At 57.6% G+C, this 17,740-nt stretch carries 17 protein-coding genes; 8 read left to right on the forward strand and 9 right to left on the reverse strand.

Features of this window, described 5'->3' with window-relative positions; translation table 11 throughout:
• Positions 1-6 precede the first annotated feature (6 nt).
• The 5 genes from AVO44_RS10170 (at position 7) to AVO44_RS10190 (ending at position 4,033) form a co-directional block, all read left to right on the forward strand.
• On the forward strand, positions 7-882 hold the full coding sequence (locus tag AVO44_RS10170) for an HAD family hydrolase (RefSeq protein WP_068336243.1): 876 nt from the start codon (positions 7-9) through the stop codon (positions 880-882).
• Between the two features lie 100 nt (positions 883-982).
• A complete protein-coding gene (locus tag AVO44_RS10175; RefSeq protein WP_068336412.1) occupies positions 983-1,426 on the forward strand; it encodes a MaoC family dehydratase in 444 nt (147 codons plus the stop codon).
• Between the two features lie 170 nt (positions 1,427-1,596).
• Complete coding sequence (locus tag AVO44_RS10180) at positions 1,597-2,529, forward strand: bifunctional riboflavin kinase/FAD synthetase (protein ID WP_068336245.1); 933 nt, start codon at positions 1,597-1,599, stop codon at positions 2,527-2,529.
• Positions 2,526-2,999, forward strand: a complete 474-nt coding sequence (locus tag AVO44_RS10185; protein ID WP_068336247.1) for a YcgN family cysteine cluster protein — start codon at positions 2,526-2,528, stop codon at positions 2,997-2,999. The genes AVO44_RS10180 and AVO44_RS10185 overlap by 4 nt, the downstream gene beginning before the upstream one ends.
• Positions 2,999-4,033 (forward strand): threonine aldolase family protein, encoded by a 1,035-nt coding sequence (locus AVO44_RS10190; protein WP_068336250.1) that lies wholly within the window; start codon positions 2,999-3,001, stop codon positions 4,031-4,033. The genes AVO44_RS10185 and AVO44_RS10190 overlap by 1 nt, the downstream gene beginning before the upstream one ends.
• Before the next feature lie 12 nt (positions 4,034-4,045).
• On the opposite strand, the gene AVO44_RS10195 is transcribed toward AVO44_RS10190, so the two are convergent.
• Positions 4,046-4,648: a 2-hydroxychromene-2-carboxylate isomerase gene (locus tag AVO44_RS10195; protein ID WP_068336253.1), complete on the reverse strand. Its 603-nt coding sequence runs from the start codon at positions 4,646-4,648 to the stop codon at positions 4,046-4,048.
• Between the two features lie 108 nt (positions 4,649-4,756).
• Here AVO44_RS10195 and AVO44_RS10200 point away from each other — a divergent pair, with 108 nt between their 5' ends.
• A complete protein-coding gene (locus AVO44_RS10200) occupies positions 4,757-5,776 on the forward strand; it encodes a ribose-phosphate pyrophosphokinase (protein ID WP_068336255.1) in 1,020 nt (339 codons plus the stop codon).
• A 302-nt stretch (positions 5,777-6,078) separates the two neighbouring features.
• On the opposite strand, the gene AVO44_RS10205 is transcribed toward AVO44_RS10200, so the two are convergent.
• The 7 genes from AVO44_RS10205 to AVO44_RS10235 all read right to left on the reverse strand — a co-directional run bounded on the left by AVO44_RS10205 (position 6,079) and on the right by AVO44_RS10235 (position 12,442).
• On the reverse strand, positions 6,079-6,429 hold the full coding sequence (locus AVO44_RS10205; protein ID WP_068336414.1) for an H-type lectin domain-containing protein: 351 nt from the start codon (positions 6,427-6,429) through the stop codon (positions 6,079-6,081).
• Between the two features lie 116 nt (positions 6,430-6,545).
• Positions 6,546-6,956, reverse strand: coding sequence for a F0F1 ATP synthase subunit epsilon (locus AVO44_RS10210; protein ID WP_068336258.1), 411 nt, complete (start codon positions 6,954-6,956; stop codon positions 6,546-6,548).
• Positions 6,957-6,968: 12 nt separating this feature from the next.
• Positions 6,969-8,393 (reverse strand): F0F1 ATP synthase subunit beta, encoded by a 1,425-nt coding sequence (gene atpD / locus AVO44_RS10215; RefSeq protein WP_068336261.1) that lies wholly within the window; start codon positions 8,391-8,393, stop codon positions 6,969-6,971.
• Between the two features lie 20 nt (positions 8,394-8,413).
• On the reverse strand, positions 8,414-9,289 hold the full coding sequence (locus tag AVO44_RS10220; protein WP_068336264.1) for a F0F1 ATP synthase subunit gamma: 876 nt from the start codon (positions 9,287-9,289) through the stop codon (positions 8,414-8,416).
• 15 nt (positions 9,290-9,304) lie between these two features.
• Positions 9,305-10,843 carry a F0F1 ATP synthase subunit alpha gene (atpA, locus tag AVO44_RS10225; RefSeq protein WP_068336267.1) on the reverse strand — a complete coding sequence of 513 codons (1,539 nt, stop codon included), beginning with the start codon at positions 10,841-10,843 and terminating at the stop codon, positions 9,305-9,307.
• The gene (locus AVO44_RS10230) at positions 10,844-11,404 is read right to left on the reverse strand and encodes a F0F1 ATP synthase subunit delta (protein WP_068336269.1); all 561 of its coding nucleotides are present in this window, start codon (positions 11,402-11,404) and stop codon (positions 10,844-10,846) included.
• A gap of 303 nt (positions 11,405-11,707) precedes the next feature.
• On the reverse strand, positions 11,708-12,442 hold the full coding sequence (locus tag AVO44_RS10235; protein ID WP_068336416.1) for a methyltransferase domain-containing protein: 735 nt from the start codon (positions 12,440-12,442) through the stop codon (positions 11,708-11,710).
• A 61-nt stretch (positions 12,443-12,503) separates the two neighbouring features.
• On the opposite strand from AVO44_RS10235, the gene gloB reads away from it, so the two are divergent.
• Together gloB and clpA are read left to right on the forward strand one after the other, a co-directional pair.
• Positions 12,504-13,271, forward strand: coding sequence for a hydroxyacylglutathione hydrolase (gloB, locus tag AVO44_RS10240; protein ID WP_068336272.1), 768 nt, complete (start codon positions 12,504-12,506; stop codon positions 13,269-13,271).
• 171 nt (positions 13,272-13,442) lie between these two features.
• On the forward strand, positions 13,443-15,767 hold the full coding sequence (clpA, locus tag AVO44_RS10245; RefSeq protein WP_068336274.1) for an ATP-dependent Clp protease ATP-binding subunit ClpA: 2,325 nt from the start codon (positions 13,443-13,445) through the stop codon (positions 15,765-15,767).
• Between the two features lie 332 nt (positions 15,768-16,099).
• Here clpA and AVO44_RS10250 read toward each other — a convergent pair whose 3' ends face one another.
• Complete coding sequence (locus AVO44_RS10250) at positions 16,100-17,737, reverse strand: peptidoglycan -binding protein (protein WP_068336279.1); 1,638 nt, start codon at positions 17,735-17,737, stop codon at positions 16,100-16,102.
• Between the last annotated feature and the right edge of the window lie 3 nt (positions 17,738-17,740).

Genomic DNA, 17,740 nt, shown 5'->3' on the forward strand with positions numbered 1-17,740 from the left:
TGCATCATGACCCAAATCCTCTCGTCGCTCTCTGAAATCTCTGACCGTTACAAAGCGTTGTTCGTTGATCTTTGGGGGTGCGTCCATAATGGCATCACGGCCTTCCCCGAAGCCGTCGCTGCCTTGCAGGATTACCGCGCAAAGGGTGGAGTTGTGGTACTGCTCACAAACTCTCCAAAACCCCGTGCGGGCGTGGCGGAACAATTGGTGCAGTTCAAAGTCCCTGCGGACGCCTATGACACAATCGCGACCAGCGGAGATTCAGCGCGGTCCGCGATGTTTCGCGGGGCTGTCGGGCACAAAGTTTACTTCATGGGGGAATGGGAACGCGACGCCGGGTTCTTTGAGCCGTTGAAGCTGTTGCATCACCCGATCAAAATTGAGCGTGTGCCTCTGGACCAAGCCGAGGGGATTGTGTGCTGCGGTCCGTTTGATCCGATGGCCGACCCTTCCGTGAACCGCCCGGATTTCCTGTATGCCAAGACGAAGGGTATGAAACTGCTTTGCGCTAACCCCGATATCGTTGTCGACCGGGGCGAGGTGCGGGAATGGTGTGCCGGGGCGCTGGCAAGGCTTTACACAGAAATGAGCGGTGAGAGCCTTTATTTCGGCAAACCCCACCCACCGATCTACGATCTGGCCCGCCGCAGGTTGCAGGAACTTGGCCACGACATCCCGAACGGCGACATTCTGGCGATTGGCGACGGCCCGCATACCGACATTCTGGGCGCTATGGGAGAGGGAATTGATTCCCTGTTTATCTCGGGTGGATTGGCCGCCGCCGAGACAAAAACCGAGCATCACCCACACCATGACTCCTTAAGTGAATATATCCAAAAGGAAAAAATTAATCCCACCTATACAATCGGTCGTCTGCGATAGTCAGAAAAAGCTTGATTTTCTGCGACTGCGAAGTAATAAAGTTACCGAACTAGGGTGGCTTGTGTTTTTTTGTTGCCCGAAGAACGAAAGCGAGGGTGACATGTTGGACAATCTTCCACGCGGCACAATCTGTATTGAAGACATCGAAATGGGCATGAGCCGCCACCTGCGCAAAGTGGTGACAGACGAAGATATCGAGATGTTCGCGCAGGTGTCGACAGACCGGAATCCGGTGCATCTGGATGACGATTACGCCCGCGACACAATTTTCGAGGGGCGCATCGCACATGGGATGCTAACTGCGGGTCTGATCTCGGCCGTGATTGGCGAACAGCTTCCCGGACACGGTACGGTCTATTTGGGCCAGTCGTTGAAATTCCTCGCTCCGGTCCGGCCGGGCGACATGGTCTATGCCGAGGTCAAAGTGACCGATATCGACTTTTCCAAACGTCGGGTGAAGCTGGATTGTCACTGTGCTGTGGACGGCAAAAAGGTGCTGATTGGCGAGGCAATGGTGCTCGCCCCCTCTCGTAAGTTCGACTGATCGTTCGAAAAGAGTATCCCAAAGTTCGAACTCTGATCGCCAATGCAGGCGATACGCAGGCTCTCGCGGCTTGCGGCCAATTCCGGCCCGACGGAAGGGCACAAAGCATTTTTGCCCGGCGCAAAGATGAGGTGCTTGAATATGGCTGAGAGGAACAGTACCCACACCTCATGCATATCATCCGGGACTATCAGTTTATCGAACCTCAGGACCGCGGCGCCAGCGTGGCGATCGGGAATTTTGACGGCGTCCATCTCGGCCATCAGTCGGTGATTGAACTGGCGCGCAATGCGGACCCGGATGCTCCTCTTGGCGTGTTGACGTTTGAACCGCATCCCAGGGAATACTTCGCGCCGGACGCCCCCCCATTTCGCCTGATGCGTGGTAATACACGCGCGCACCGGTTGGAAAAGCTGGGTGTTCAGAAACTCTATGAACTGCCCTTCAATGCCGCTTTGGCCGGGCTTACCCCCGAAGAATTTGCCCGCATCGTGATCTGCGACGGGCTGGGCCTGTCACATGTTGTGGTGGGTGCGGATTTCTGTTTCGGCAAAGGGCGCAGCGGGACGGCTGACGACATCCTGCGATTTGGCCAGCAAATGGGCTTTGGCGTCACCATTGCCCCCTTGATGCAGCGATCCGAAAATGTCGTGTCGTCCACCGCAATCCGCACCGCACTGACCGAAGGCCGCCCCCGCGATGCGGCCACCATGCTGGGCCACTGGCACCGGATCGAAGGTGAAGTGATCGGCGGCGAGCAGCGTGGACGCGAACTGGGTTTTCCCACTGCAAACATGTCCATCGAGGGGCTGCACCCGCCGAAATTCGGTGTCTACGCGGTGCTGGTCGATGTGCTGGACGGCCCTCATCAGGGCAGCTACCACGGGGCGGCCTCGGTCGGGGTGCGGCCAATGTTCAATGGCGAAGTGCCCAATATCGAAACTTTCCTATTCGATTTCTCTGGCGACCTTTACGGCTCAACCCTGTCGGTGGCGCTGGTCGAGTATCTACGACCTGAGATGAAATTTGACGGTTTGAACGGTCTGATCGCACAGATGGATACCGATTGCGATCAAGCCCGCACCCATCTGGCGGCGCTATGACGACAGACCCTATTGATCGCAATGGTCTGGGTCACCGGTTCTGGGAACGCAAACCACTGACCAAGATGAACCAGCGCGAATGGGAGGCGCTGTGCGATGGCTGTGGCAAGTGCTGCCTGAACAAGCTGGAGGACGAAGATACTGGCGAGGTCGCTCTGACCTGCGTTGCCTGTCGTCTGCTGGATGATGAGACGTGCCGCTGCACGCAATATGACATCCGCCACCAGTTTGTGCCGGAATGCATTGTGATGAAGCCAGACAACATCGACGACCACGCCTATTGGCTGCCGCAAACCTGCGCTTACCGTCTGCTGTGGGAGGGCAAACCCCTATACGACTGGCATCCTTTGATCTCCGGTACGCCAGACAGCGTGCACGCCGCCGGAGTCTCGGTCAAGGATCGCACGATATCCGAGTTCGAAACCCCCATCGAAGAGTGGGAAGACTATATCATCGAGGAGCCCAGCTAATGTATTTCGCTTCTGACAACTCTGGCCCGGTCCATCCCAAGGTCTTGGCCGCATTGAACGAAGCCAACCTGGGCTATCAAATGGCGTATGGTGCGGACACTCTGATGAACGAAGTGCGTGATCGCATTCGCGGTATCTTTGAAGCCCCCGGCGCGGCGGTCTATCTGGTGGCCACCGGGACGGCGGCGAATTCGCTGGCGCTGGCGACTTTGGCGAACCCTTGGGATACAATTTTTTGCTCACCGGTGGCGCATATCCATGAGGATGAGTGCAACGCGCCGGAGTTTTACACCGGAGCCAAGCTGACGCTTGTTCCCGGCGGCGACAAGATGGACCCCGAGGCCCTGCGGCGATCAATTCTGGCTGAAGAAACACGCGGCGTACATGGCCCACAGCGTGGGCCGGTGTCTATCACGCAAGTCACCGAGCGCGGCTCGGTCTATTCGCTGGCGGAATTACAAGCGCTGTGCAGTGTGGCCAAGGAATACAACCTGCCTGTGCATCTTGATGGAGCGCGCTTTACCAACGCGCTGGTGGCGCTGAATTGTTCCCCGGCCGAGATGACATGGAAATCAGGCGTGGACGCGGTCAGCTTTGGCGGTACGAAAAACGGATTGATGGGGGTCGAGGCGGTTGTTTTTTTCGACGAAGCCAAAGCCTGGGAATTCGAACTGCGGCGCAAACGCGGGGCACATTTGTTCTCGAAGCATCGGTATCTTTCGGCGCAGATGGCGGCCTATCTGCGGGACGATCTTTGGCTGACCATGGCGCGTCAGGCCAATGCCAACTGTGCGCGTCTGGCTGACGGGTTGCGCGCGAAAGGCGCAACCTTTCTGCACGAACCGCAGGCCAATATGATCTTCGCCCAGTTTTCCCGCGCCCGGCACAAGCAACTGCATGAGGCCGGGGCGGTCTATCACCTGTGGGGGGCCGATCTGAGCGGCGCAGATGACGAAGAAATTCTCACCTGCCGCCTGGTTTGTGACTGGTCGATCGGTGACGACGATATCGACCGATTCCTTGCCCTGCTTTGACGGTCGCGCCCCTCAGCCTTTCATCTCGGTAAGGTGCCGGTCCAGATCGTTCAGACTGTCCTGACCCCAGAAACGCTGATCGTCTTCGGTGATATAGAATGGCGCGCCGAACACACCGCGATCAACGGCTTCTTCCAGATTGGCGGCGTAGGTTTCGGCACCGACCAGCAGGCCGCTGTCGGCAAGGCTTGGATCGAAGCCCGCCTGTGACAAGCAATCGCGGATCACATCATCCTGCGCGATGTCTTTTTCTTCAGCCCAGCAGGCGCGCAGGAAAGCTTGGACCAGTTTGCCAACGTCACCAGACCCGCCTTTTACCGCTGCAATCACGGCGTAGGATGACGGTGCCATATTCGTGGGCCAATGTGCCGGTTGAAGATTGAAATCCATTCCAAGGTTCTTGGACTGCCGCAACAAGTCCTGCGCCCGGTATTCGATTCGCGACCGATGCCGATCTTTCGGCGGCGTCCCTCCGGTACGACCGAACAGCGCCATGATATCCAGCGGCTTGTAGTTGATGGTGGCGCTGTGTTTGGCCGCGATCTCCTCTAACCGCGCGCCGGCCAGGTAAGTGAAGGGCGAGAGTGTCGCAAAATAGTAGTCAATCTGGGCCATGTGCACTTTCTCCGCTGCGTTATCTTTGCTGGACCGTAAGGCCGTGCTAAGCGGTGTTGAAATCACGAATCTGTCACATTTGCCATTGCTGCCCGGGGATATCAGCCGATGCCGACACTCAACGAACCCAAGCTGATCGCTGGGAACGCCAATCTTCCGCTAGCCGATTCAATCGCTCGCCGTATGAGCCTGTATCGCGGGGTCGATCAGGGTCTGGTCGATGCGCGTGTTGAGCGGTTCAACGATGGTGAAATTTTCGTCGAAGTTTTCGAAAATGTCCGTGGTGAGGACATGTTTATTGTCCAGCCGACCTCGAACCCGGCCAACGATAACCTGATGGAACTGCTGATTATCGCTGACGCGCTGCGCCGTTCGTCGGCCCAGCGGATAACCGCAGTGATCCCCTATTTCGGATATGCCCGTCAGGACCGACGCACCAAGGCCCGCACCCCCATCAGCGCCAAGCTTGTCGCCAATATGCTGACCGGCGCCGGGATCGAGAGGGTGCTGACCATGGATCTGCACGCGGCCCAGATTCAGGGCTTTTTCGACATCCCGGTGGATAACCTTTATGCCTCACCGATCTTTGCTCTGGATGTCATGCACCAATTCAAGGACAGCCTGGATGAGATTATGGTGGTCTCACCAGACGTAGGCGGTGTGGCCCGCGCACGCGAGTTGGCCAAGCGCATAAACGCCCCGCTGTCGATCGTGGACAAACGCCGTGAGAAGGCGGGCGAAGTGGCTGAGATGACCGTTATTGGCGACGTCAAAGACAAGATCTGCCTGATCGTGGACGATATGTGCGACACAGCCGGGACATTGTGCAAAGCGGCGCAGGTTCTGATGGATAACGGTGCCAAGGAAGTTCATTCCTACATCACGCATGGTGTGATGAGCGGCCCTGCAGTCGAGCGTGTGACGAATTCAGTAATGAAATCTCTGGTTCTGACGGATACGATCCAGCCAACCAAAGAGGTCGCCAAGGCCAAGAACATCCGCATCGTCCCAACCGCGCCTATCTTTACTCAGGCGATCCTGAATATCTGGAACGGCACCAGCGTGTCATCCCTGTTTGAGGACAAGACACTGCGGCCGATTTACGAGTCGATGTACCATATGGACTAAGGGTTTGCGCTGGGGGGCACGTCATCGTGCCCTCCAGAGATACGTTTCAGTTGGCCGACCTCATCGGGGAGCTTCGAAACATCCCGGCACGGGCGGCAGGTACAATTCTGTAATGGAATCGAAAACTGTAGATGATCGGCGGGATCTTGTGCCGCAATGACAGTTGCCAAAGCTGACCAACGGCCTCGTGAATTCTGTTGACTACCATGCCGGCATCAATGCATTCCTGCAGTGGCTTGGCCGTTGTCTGATACAGTTTTATGTCACCTTGAGAAAGCGGACTGCCCCGCAGCGGAGTGCGGTCAGGCGATATCCCAATCGTCCTCATGCGAGAGGTCCCCGATTGCCGTCCACACCACGCGGATACGGGCAATCTTGGTGTCTGACCAGGTTCGAAAAATCGCTTTGAAGCCGTCCTCGGTGATGTCTTCGGCCTTTACCTCGGCGCGCAGCGCGGATGAGGTGTCCACGTCCCAAAGCGCCACGCCTATTTGCACAACCGGGACCGAGCGGAAGGTCTCACTAAACCGAATTTCCGCAGAACGTTCGCGTGGTCCTTCACCGGTCCACATACCCCCACCCTCAGCAAACTCTGAGAACAAAATCTTTTCGCCCTGATCGACACCGATGGGATGGGAGATAAATTTCTTCATTTCACTATCAGTTTGATTGAATTCCCGTAAGGTATCTAATCCATTGGGCAAAATCACGACAAAAAAACGGCCCCGAAACATCGGGGCCGCTTTACAAAGACAATTACGCTTTGGCCTTACAGGCTCATATGGGTTCCAAGGGCTTCCATGTCGGCCAGCAGCTTGGCAGCTTCGTCGACGATGGTCTGATCGTCGCCGTTTTTTGCCTTTTCATGCGAGGCGCGCGCCTCGGCGATCAGCTCATCCAGATGCGCACGGGTTACTTCGTCCACCGGAATGGCCTTTTCAGCCAATACCGACAACCCGTCGCCGTTGATCTGAGCAAATCCGCCGGTCACCAGGTATTCGCTGGATCCTTCGGGCGCGTCGACCTTCAGGACGCCCGGGCGAAGCGTGGTGATGGTGGGGGCATGGTCAGGCATCGCCGTCATGTCCCCGTCCGCGCCGGGAATCTGGACCGCTGTCGCGCTGAGCGAAGCAAGGCTCCGCTCAGGGCTGACAAGGTCGAATTGCATCGTGTTTGCCATCAGGGATACTCCTTAGGCGGCCGCCGCAGCCATCTTTTCGGCCTTGGCGATCACTTCGTCGATGCCACCAACCATCAGGAAGGCCGCCTCGGGCAGGTGATCGTATTCGCCGGCAACAACGGCCTTGAACGACGAGATGGTGACATCCAGTGGAACCTGAACGCCCGGGCTGCCGGTGAAGACTTCGGCCACGTCGAACGGCTGCGACAGGAAGCGTTCGATCTTACGGGCGCGGGCAACGGTCAGCTTGTCCTCTTCCGACAGTTCGTCCATGCCGAGGATAGCGATGATGTCCTGCAGCGACTTGTAACGCTGGAGGATCTGCTGAACGTCGGTTGCAACCTTGTAGTGCTCTTCACCAACAATGGCCGGGTCAAGCAGGCGTGAGGTCGAGTCGAGCGGGTCCACGGCCGGGTAGATACCCTTTTCCGAGATCGCACGGTTAAGAACGGTGGTCGCGTCCAAGTGCGCGAACGAGGTTGCCGGCGCAGGGTCGGTCAGGTCGTCCGCAGGCACGTAGATCGCCTGAACCGAGGTGATCGAGCCAGCCTTGGTCGAGGTGATACGCTCCTGCAGGGCACCCATGTCGGTGGCCAGTGTCGGCTGGTAGCCCACGGCTGACGGAATACGACCCAGCAGAGCCGAAACCTCGGAGCCCGCCTGTGTGAAGCGGAAGATGTTGTCGACGAAGAACAGAACGTCGGTACCGGACTGATCGCGGAACTGCTCGGCCAGGGTCAGACCTGTCAGAGCAACACGCGCACGCGCTCCCGGAGGTTCGTTCATCTGACCGTAAACCAGGGCAACCTGCGATTCCGACAGATTGTCCGGCTTGATAACGTTCGATTCGATCATCTCGTGGTACAGGTCGTTCCCTTCACGGGTCCGTTCACCAACACCCGCGAACACGGAAAAGCCCGAGTGCACTTTTGCGATGTTGTTGATCAGTTCCATGATCAGAACGGTTTTGCCCACGCCAGCACCGCCGAACAGGCCGATCTTACCGCCTTTGGCGTAGGGGGCCAGCAGGTCAACAACCTTGATGCCGGTGACCAGAATTTCCGACTCGGTCGACTGTTCGTCGAACTCGGGTGCGGGCTGGTGGATCGCGCGGGTTTCAGTTGTTTCAACGTCGCCCTTTTCGTCGATCGGCTCACCGACCACGTTCAGAATGCGGCCCAGGGTGGCGTTGCCAACAGGAACCGAGATCGGCGCGCCGGTGTCGGTCACCTCTTCGCCACGGACAAGACCCTCGGTCGCGTCCATCGCGATGGTGCGGACAGTATTTTCACCTAGGTGCTGAGCAACTTCCAATACCAGGCGCTTGCCGTTGTTGGTGGTTTCCAGCGCGTTCAGAATTTCAGGCAGCTGATCTTCGAAGTGCACGTCGACGACGGCCCCGATGATCTGTGTGACTTTGCCTTTTGCATTCGCCATGTTTCGTCTCCGGTTAGTCTCTACAGCGCTTCGGCGCCGGAAATAATTTCAATCAGCTCGTTGGTGATCACGGCCTGACGCGAGCGGTTGAACTGGATCGTCAGTTTGTCGATCATCTCACCCGCGTTGCGTGTCGCGTTGTCCATCGCGGACATCCGTGCACCCTGTTCCGAGGCCCCGTTTTCAAGCAGAGCCGAGAAGATCGCGGTCGCGACCCCCTTGGGCAGCAGTTCTGCCAGAATGGCCTCTTCGCTGGGCTCGTAATCGAAGACCGCACTGCTATCGTCATCCTCGGTGTCCTCAAACGAGGCGGGGATGATCTGCTGTGCCGTCGGGATTTGAGTCACAACGTTCTGGAACTTCGAGTAGAAGATCGTGGCAACGTCGAACTCTCCATCGTCAAAGCGGGTCAGGATATCCTTTGCGACGTCCTGCGCATTTGCATAGCCAATGCGCTTGACCTCGCTCAGGTCGATATGTCCAACGAACAGATCGCCAAAATCACGCTTGAGCGCGTCGCGGCCTTTCTTGCCAACGGTCAGAATCTTGACCGTTTTGCCCTTACCGCGCAGCTCTTCCGCCTTGGCGCGAGCCAGCTTGGCTATGTTCGCGTTGAAACCGCCACACAGGCCGCGTTCTGCCGTCATGACAACCAGCAGATGGACATCCTCACTGCCTGTTCCACGTAACAGCCTGGGGGCGCTGTCGCTGCCCCCGACCGAAGCGGCCAGTCCCGCCATCACGGCATTGAACCGCTCGGCATAGGGACGTGACTGTTCGGCAGCTTCCTGGGCGCGGCGCAGTTTTGCGGCCGCGACCATCTGCATGGCCTTGGTGATCTTGCGGGTCGATTTGACCGACTCGATCCTGTTTTTAAGGTCCTTAAGATTTGGCATGTGCCCGCCTCTCCCTTAAGCGAAGGTTGCGGCGTATTCGTCCAGCGCAGCCTTGATCTTGTCAGAAGCGTCACCCTTGATCTTGGGATCTTCGTCCGTGATCCACTTAAGCAGGTCGGCGTGCTTTCCGCGCAGGTGCGACAGCAGGCCAGCTTCGTAACGACCGACATCCGAGACGCTGATCTTGTCGAGGTACCCGTTGGTTCCCGCGAAAATGACGCAGACGATTTCCGCGTTGGTCAGCGGCGAGTATTGCGGCTGCTTCATCAGCTCAGTCAGACGCGCACCACGGTTCAGCAGCTGCTGGGTTGCGGCGTCGAGGTCCGAGCCGAACTGCGCAAACGCGGCCATTTCGCGGTACTGCGCCAGTTCCAGCTTAACCGGACCGGCAACCGATTTCATCGCATCGGTCTGGGCCGACGAGCCCACACGCGAAACCGACAGACCGGTGTTCACAGCAGGACGGATACCTTGGTAGAACAGTTCGGTTTCCAGGAAGATCTGGCCGTCGGTGATCGAAATCACGTTGGTCGGAATAAACGCCGAAACGTCACCACCCTGCGTTTCGATAACCGGCAGAGCGGTCAGCGAGCCTGCACCGAAGTCTTCGTTCAGCTTCGCCGAACGCTCCAGCAGACGGGAGTGGAGGTAGAACACGTCACCCGGATAGGCTTCACGTCCGGGCGGACGGCGCAGCAGCAGCGACATCTGACGATAGGACACAGCTTGTTTTGACAGGTCATCATAGATGATCAGCGCGTGGCGGCCATTGTCACGGAAGTATTCAGCCATCGCGGTCGCGGCGTAAGGTGCCAGGAACTGCATCGGCGCCGGGTCGGACGCGGTCGCGGCAACAACGATCGAATATTCAATCGCGCCGGACTCTTCCAGTTTCTTCACCAGCTGCGCAACAGTCGAACGCTTTTGACCGACCGCAACGTAGACGCAGTACAGCTTCTTGGACTCGTCGTCACCCGCTGCGTCGTTATAGACTTTCTGGTTCAGGATGGTATCCAGAGCCACAGCGGTCTTACCGGTCTGACGGTCACCAATGATCAGCTCACGCTGGCCACGGCCGATGGGGATCATCGCGTCAACCGATTTCAGTCCGGTTGCCATCGGCTCATGCACCGATTTACGCGGGATGATGCCAGGGGCCTTAACGTCTGCAACGCCGCGCTTGGAGGCGTTGATCGGGCCTTTGCCGTCCAGCGGGTTGCCCAGACCGTCAACAACACGGCCCAGCAGTTCGTCACCGATCGGAACGTCCACGATCGAGTTGGTGCGCTTAACGGTGTCACCTTCTTTGATGTCACGGTCGGAACCAAAGATAACGACACCAACGTTGTCGCTTTCCAGGTTCAGCGCCATGCCCATGATGCCGCCGGGGAATTCGACCATCTCACCGGCTTGTACATTGTCCAGACCGTATACACGGGCAATCCCGTCACCGACGCTCAGCACGCGGCCGATTTCGGCTACTTCGGCTTCCTGACCAAAATTCTTGATCTGGTCCTTCAGGATTGCAGAAATCTCTGCAGCTTGGATTCCCATTTATCCGACCTCTTTCATTGCATTCTGTAGGGAGTTCAGCTTCGAGCGGATCGAGCTATCGATCATCTTCGAGCCCACTTTAACGACAAGACCGCCGATGAGGCTTTCATCCACGGTCGCATTGATTGTCACGGTCTTGCCCACACGCTCGGACAGCGTTTTGGACAGTTTTTCCATCTGAGTTTTGGTCAGCGCTTTGGCCGACGCGACATCGGCGGTCACTTCGCCACGCTCTTCGGCCAGCATGTCACGCAGAACCTGCACCAGTTGCGGCACAACAAACAGGCGGCGCTTTTGCGCCATCAGGCCCAGCGTGTTGCGCAGAATTGCATGCAGACCCATTTTGTCGGCAATGGCAGTGATCGCGCCTTCCTGTTCAGCGCGCGACACCAGAGGCGAGGCGATCAGGTCGCGCAAGTCGGCGCTTTCGCTCAAGGCCGCTGCCAGATCATTTATGCCGGTTTCCAGGCCTGCAAGGTCATTATTCTCTTTTGCAATCTCAAAGATTGCGGTGGCATAGCGCTCGGCAATGCCTGTGGAAATCGAAGCTGGTTCGGACACGTCCACCCTTCCGATACTTTAGGCCCCGAATTCGCGTTGCGGCAGCTACCCCGGGGGCGTGAAGACACCCCGTCCATTTAGGGCGGGGATCAAAATCACCGGGGATGTAGCAGAGCCTATCCAACCAAGCAATACGCTATAGCGGTAACAGAAATATCCACAAATTATTAATTTTCATACACTTACGCAAAGTGCGACGGTTTGGACCCGTTGACGCAGTTGAAAAATGTTACGAATATTCAGGTTTTAGCGATTCCTGTGACTTATTTCCCGCATTTTTTCCGCCTTGATCACGAAGATCGATCATGCGGGTTTCAACAAACCATCCAACGCTTTCAGGGGTCGCCGCGCTGCATCTTTCGTGACGCTGCCACTTGGCGGTTGGATATGCTTGCTGGCTTCAATCATCAGGACACCGCCCGCCATAATTGTGGGCACACGCTGCCCGGTTTTCTCGATCAGGCTTCCTGATTTAAGCCAGAAGCGCCGAAACGACGGTGGCATATAAAGGGCAGAGCAGTGGCTTTCAGGAAGAAAATAATGGGCCTTCAATTGGCTTTCCAATTGCGATGCTGAATACGGACGCCCAAAGCCAAACGGCGTCCGGTCTGTACGCGACCATAGCCCGGCCCGATTCGGCACTATAAAAAGCGCCCGCCCGCCCGGCCCAAGAACGCGCCAGCATTCATTCAGCAAGTCGCTTGGTCGGCTCGACGTTTCCAAACCATGCATCACCACCAGCTTGTCGACATGACCGGTTTCAACAGGCCAGAGGGTTTCTTCGGTCAAAACAGATACATTCGGCAGCCCAGCGGGCCACGGCATGACCCCTTGGGGGCCGGGCATCAGCCCAATCACCCGCCGCGCATCCGCGAGATAAGGTCGCAGTAAGGGTACGGCGAACCCGAATCCGACCACCGTCTGCCCTTTGGCCTCAGGCCACAACTCAATCAACCGCCCACGAATAGCCGCCTGCGCCGCGCGACCCAACGTGCTGCGATAGTAAAAATTCCTCAAATCCTGCACATCAAGATGCATTGCAGACACCCGGTCAATCGGCTTAGCTGCCCGCAGTCTAGCAACGAAAGGGCAAAAGGCCATGCCTCTTGAGATCGTAACCATCCCATGTCTCAGCGATAACTACGCATTTCTGGCGCATGACGCCGCAAGCGGTCAAACCGCTCTCATCGACGCGCCCGAGGCGGGCCCGATTCTGGCCGAGTTGGATGCGCGTGGCTGGAAGCTGAGCCACGTTTTGCTGACCCACCATCACTGGGACCACGTGGACGGGCTGGCCGGTATCCTGGAAAAACATCCGGCCAAGGTTATCGGCGCTGCGGCTGATGCCCACCGCCTGCCCCCGCTGGATCAGCAAGTGGCCGACGGCGACAGTTTCGACCTTGGCGGCGAACCCGTGCAAGTGCTGGACGTATCAGGCCACACGGTTGGCCACGTGGCATATTACCTGCCGAAAAGCGCGGCCGTCTTTACCGCCGACAGTCTGATGGCCCTCGGCTGTGGGCGCTTGTTCGAAGGGACCGCACCGCAAATGTGGACGTCTCTGTCCAAACTGGCGGCCTTGCCCGACGAAACAATCGTGTATTCTGGTCACGAATATACACAATCGAATGCCAAGTTTGCGATTACAGTTGATCCGGACAACGCTGCGTTGCAACAGCGCATGGCCGAAATCAACCATGCCCGTACTGCCGGGCAGCCGACGGTTCCGTCCTCGCTGGCGCTGGAAAAAGCCACAAATCCCTTTTTACGCGCCGCAGATCCGGCGATTCAGGCACATTTGGGCATGAAAAACGCAGACCCGGCTGAGGTTTTTGCGGAAATCAGGGCTAGAAAAGATCGCTTCTAGTGCCTATTTCACGCTCTTCGCGGCAACGGTCACATTAAATGTGACTGTCAAGTGAAAGAAAACCCTTGAAGCCGGGCCACGATCAACCAAACTCTAATAGTATGAGGACATGGTCGGATCGGGGCCGAAGCCCGCCCCCATGCGACCCAAGACAAGAAGAGGAGCACCCACGTGCCTTCATTCTCGAGCACATTAGAACAAGCCATTCACGCGGCCCTGGCGGCTGCGAACGAAAGGCGACATGAATTCGCCACGCTGGAGCATTTGCTGCTGGCGCTTCTGGAAGAGCCTGACGCCATCCGCGTCATGAAGGCATGCAGCGTTGACCTGGATGAGTTGCGCAGCACGCTTGTCGAATTCATCGACGAGGACCTGTCAAACCTCGTCACTGATATCGACGGATCTGAGGCTGTTCCGACGGCCGCGTTCCAGCGCGTGATCCAACGTGCGGCAATCCACGTGCAAAGTTCAGGCCGGACAGAAGTCACCGGGGCCAACGTTCTGGTTGCCATTTTTGCCGAACGCGAAAGCAATGCCGCCTACTTCCTGCAAGAACAGGATATGACCCGCTATGACGCTGTGAACTTCATCGCGCATGGCGTGGCCAAAGACCCTGCTTATGGCGAAAACCGCTCAGTCTCAGGCGCGGATCAAGTGGAAGAAGAAGCACAGTCCAGCACTGCTGAAGGCGATCAGAAAGAAAGTGCGCTGGGGAAATACTGTATTGATCTGAACGCGAAATCGCGCGCTGGTGACGTTGATCCCCTGATCGGCCGGGCAGATGAGGTTGAGCGCTGTATTCAGGTGCTGTGCCGCCGCCGCAAGAACAATCCGCTGTTGGTGGGTGATCCGGGCGTGGGCAAAACCGCTATCGCCGAAGGCTTGGCGCACAAGATTGTCGCGGGTGAGGCCCCCGACGTGCTGGCAAACACCACGATCTATTCGCTGGACATGGGCGCACTGCTGGCCGGAACACGTTATCGCGGTGACTTCGAGGAACGCTTGAAGGCCGTTGTGACCGAGTTGGAAGATCACCCCGACGCAGTCCTGTTTATCGATGAGATTCACACTGTGATCGGTGCCGGTGCCACCTCTGGCGGCGCAATGGACGCGTCAAACCTGCTGAAACCAGCCCTGCAGGGTGGCAAGCTGCGGACCATGGGATCTACCACGTACAAAGAATTCCGCCAGCATTTTGAAAAAGACCGCGCGCTCAGCCGCCGGTTCCAGAAAATCGATGTGAACGAACCTTCGGTCGAAGACAGCGTGAAGATTCTTCGTGGCCTCAAGCCTTACTTTGAGAAACACCACGAGATCAAATACACGGCGGACGCAATCAAGACTGCCGTAGAGTTGTCAGCGCGCTACATCAATGATCGCAAACTGCCGGACAAGGCCATCGACGTGATTGATGAGGCCGGTGCCGCACAGCATCTGGTTGCTGAAAGCAAGCGCCGCAAGACCATCGGAGTGAAAGAGATTGAGGCCGTGGTCGCCAAAATCGCGCGCATTCCACCCAAAAACGTCACCAAGGACGATGCTGAGGTTCTGAAAGACCTCGAAGCTTCGCTGAAACGGGTGGTGTTTGGTCAGGATGAAGCGATCGAGGCGTTGGCCAGTGCGATCAAGCTGGCGCGTGCGGGTCTGCGTGAACCTGAGAAGCCCATCGGTAACTACCTGTTCGCAGGTCCAACCGGTGTCGGTAAGACCGAAGTGGCAAAACAACTCGCGGATAATCTGGGCGTTGAACTGCTGCGCTTCGATATGTCCGAATACATGGAGAAACATGCCGTCAGCCGTCTGATCGGTGCGCCTCCGGGCTATGTCGGGTTTGATCAGGGTGGTCTTTTGACCGACGGCGTGGACCAGCATCCGCACTGCGTGCTGCTGCTGGACGAGATTGAAAAAGCCCATCCGGACGTCTTCAACATCCTGTTGCAAGTGATGGACCACGGAGAACTGACCGATCACAACGGCCGTACCGTGAATTTCCGCAACGTGGTATTGATCATGACCTCGAACGCGGGTGCGCAGGAACAGGCTAAGGCAGCGATCGGCTTTGCCCGTGACCGCCGTGAAGGGGAAGATACGGCCGCCATCGAGCGCACCTTTACGCCGGAGTTCCGCAACCGTCTGGACGCGGTTATCTCGTTCGCGCCACTGCCGAAAAGCGTTATTCTGCAAGTGGTCGAGAAGTTCGTGCTGCAGCTTGAGGCTCAGTTGCTGGACCGTAACGTGACAATTGATCTGACACCCAAGGCCGCTGAATGGCTCGCGGATAAAGGGTATGACGACAAGATGGGCGCACGTCCATTGGGTCGCGTGATCCAAGAGCATATCAAGAAGCCTCTGGCCGAAGAACTTCTGTTCGGCAAACTGGCCAAGGGCGGAGTTGTTCGTGTCTCGGTCAAGAAAGGCGAACTGAACCTTGAGATTTTTGGTCCGGATCAGCCGCGCATTCCAGGTGACAAGCCACCGCTTCTGACAGCGGACTGACCAACGGCGAAAAATGATACTAGAAAGCCCGGTTGATGGTCCAACCGGGCTTGTGTGCGCCACACTCTTGTGGCCATTCTTCTTTCATAGGGCGCTCGGCCCAACTTGGTGTAGTTTGGCCCTTGGTTCTTGTTGGTAGTTCAAACACCAAAGCTGGCGCTGGGTGGGGCGTTGTTCTCGCAATTTCAACCTATGCCCAATCTGCCACCGCTTGAAAGGCAAGAGACAGCTCACGCGCCAAAGTGTGACAGTTTGGGTTCTGCGGACCCGCTCAGCGCGTAAATAGAACTCCCATCGCAACGGACCGCATCTATGTCATGCATAGGCAGCGTTTAGCGCTCGGTCAGCTTCAATTCGATCCGACGGTTCTGGGCACGGGCTTCGGGTGTGTCTGCGGGGTTGACGGGCTGAAACTCTCCGAACCCATTGGCGGCCAGCCGGTTTGGCGGAATTCCCAGCGCCTCGACCATATATCGCACGACGGAAAGCGCCCGACCTTGGCTAAGCTCCCAGTTGTCGCGATATCGCCCAGTCCCGGCTAAGGGTACGTTGTCGGTGTGACCATCAACCCGGATCACCCAATTCAACCCCTCAGGAATTTCCGCAGCTACGCTGCGCAGGATATTGGCCACCTTGGCGACCTCTTGCTGCCCGACCGGTGACAGAACGGCTGACCCGGTGTCAAACAGAACCTCGGACGAGAACACGAAACGGTCGCCTTCAATCCGCACGCCCTCTTCATCACCCAGAACATCGCGCAGACGGCCAAAAAACTCTGATCGATACCTTTGCAAATCCTCGGCCTGCGCCACCAGGTCTTCGGCTTCGGCTTCGAGACGGGCGCGCTCAGCCTCTTCCAATATCCGGCGGCGGCGCTCTTCCGAGGCCGCACGGGCCAAGGCAGCGTTCAGATCCTGCCCCAGCGTCTGGATGCGGATATCTGCCGCGGCGTTGCGATCCGCGTAGTCGTCCAACAAGGCCTGAAGCCCGCCCAATTGTTCACGCAGTGCCGCCATTTGCTGGTTGAGCAAAGCAGTTTCGCGCTGCGCTTTTTCAGAAATCGCCTGTTCTGCTGACAACGTTTCGCGGGCGACGGACAGCAGGGCCGCGCGCTCTTCGGCCAGCGTGCGCTGTTCCTGCGCTTCGGCCTGCGCCTCTGTTTGCGCAGCCAATGCCGCCTCAAGCTGGGCCCGAAGGTCTTGCGCGTTCAGGTCGCCAAACTGTCGTTCCAATTCTGCCTTCGCGGCTTGCGCCGCTGCCAGCAGGGTCAACGTCTCCTCGGCCTCTTTGCGCTGCGCTTCCAGGGCAAGTGTCATGGCAGTCAGTTCCGCATCAGCATTCTGTAACCGGTTGCGCAAGTTTTCGGCAGCGGCGGCTTCGGCCAGTTTAGCGGCCTCTTCTGCGCTCAATTCTTCCTCAAGCTCAGATATGCGGGTCGACTGCGCAGCCTCGTTTTGCTCCAGGTCAGCGACCAGAGCTTCAAGCGCTTCTCGCTGGGCTGCGGCCAGACGCGCGGCCTCAGTTTGTTCATCGATCTCGGCCCGGCTTTGCGCCAAGGCAAGGTTCAAAGCGTCCTGTTCGTTCTGCAAGTCGGCGATTTCGCCCTGTGCGCGCTCTTGTTCAAGCAGCAGGGCCGCAACCTGATCCTCAAAATCGGTCAGTTGAATCTGTGCTTGCACCAGCTCTGTCTCAACCTGGGTCAGCGTTGAGTTCAGCACACCCATGCGCGCCTGCAACCGGCTGTTTTCGCGTTCTTCCAAACCCAACGCGCCGGCCAGTGCGGCGACCTCATCCGACAGGGCGGTCAACTCATCCTCTTGCCCCGAGATCGTTTCTCGTAACACGAACTGGACCACCATGAAGATGGTCAGTACAAAGGTCAGCACCATGAGCAGACCGGTGATCGCATCCACAAAGCCGGGCCAGACCGAACCCTGGAACCGCTGACCTGTACGACGCGATAGGGCCATACC

The organism is Ruegeria profundi, assembly GCF_001507545.1.
In the GTDB taxonomy this organism is placed as follows: domain Bacteria; phylum Pseudomonadota; class Alphaproteobacteria; order Rhodobacterales; family Rhodobacteraceae; genus Ruegeria; species Ruegeria profundi.

Coding starts and splice junctions, on each gene's coding strand:
- AVO44_RS10170 (WP_068336243.1), top strand. CDS start 7: ATGACCCAAATCCTCTCGTCGCTCTCTGAAATCTCTGACCGTTACAAA.
- AVO44_RS10175 (WP_068336412.1), top strand. CDS start 983: ATGTTGGACAATCTTCCACGCGGCACAATCTGTATTGAAGACATCGAA.
- AVO44_RS10180 (WP_068336245.1), top strand. CDS start 1,597: ATGCATATCATCCGGGACTATCAGTTTATCGAACCTCAGGACCGCGGC.
- AVO44_RS10185 (WP_068336247.1), top strand. CDS start 2,526: ATGACGACAGACCCTATTGATCGCAATGGTCTGGGTCACCGGTTCTGG.
- AVO44_RS10190 (WP_068336250.1), top strand. CDS start 2,999: ATGTATTTCGCTTCTGACAACTCTGGCCCGGTCCATCCCAAGGTCTTG.
- AVO44_RS10195 (WP_068336253.1), bottom strand. CDS start 4,648: ATGGCCCAGATTGACTACTATTTTGCGACACTCTCGCCCTTCACTTAC.
- AVO44_RS10200 (WP_068336255.1), top strand. CDS start 4,757: ATGCCGACACTCAACGAACCCAAGCTGATCGCTGGGAACGCCAATCTT.
- AVO44_RS10205 (WP_068336414.1), bottom strand. CDS start 6,429: ATGAAGAAATTTATCTCCCATCCCATCGGTGTCGATCAGGGCGAAAAG.
- AVO44_RS10210 (WP_068336258.1), bottom strand. CDS start 6,956: ATGGCAAACACGATGCAATTCGACCTTGTCAGCCCTGAGCGGAGCCTT.
- atpD (WP_068336261.1), bottom strand. CDS start 8,393: ATGGCGAATGCAAAAGGCAAAGTCACACAGATCATCGGGGCCGTCGTC.
- AVO44_RS10220 (WP_068336264.1), bottom strand. CDS start 9,289: ATGCCAAATCTTAAGGACCTTAAAAACAGGATCGAGTCGGTCAAATCG.
- atpA (WP_068336267.1), bottom strand. CDS start 10,843: ATGGGAATCCAAGCTGCAGAGATTTCTGCAATCCTGAAGGACCAGATC.
- AVO44_RS10235 (WP_068336416.1), bottom strand. CDS start 12,442: ATGCATCTTGATGTGCAGGATTTGAGGAATTTTTACTATCGCAGCACG.
- gloB (WP_068336272.1), top strand. CDS start 12,504: ATGCCTCTTGAGATCGTAACCATCCCATGTCTCAGCGATAACTACGCA.
- AVO44_RS10250 (WP_068336279.1), bottom strand. CDS start 17,737: ATGGCCCTATCGCGTCGTACAGGTCAGCGGTTCCAGGGTTCGGTCTGG.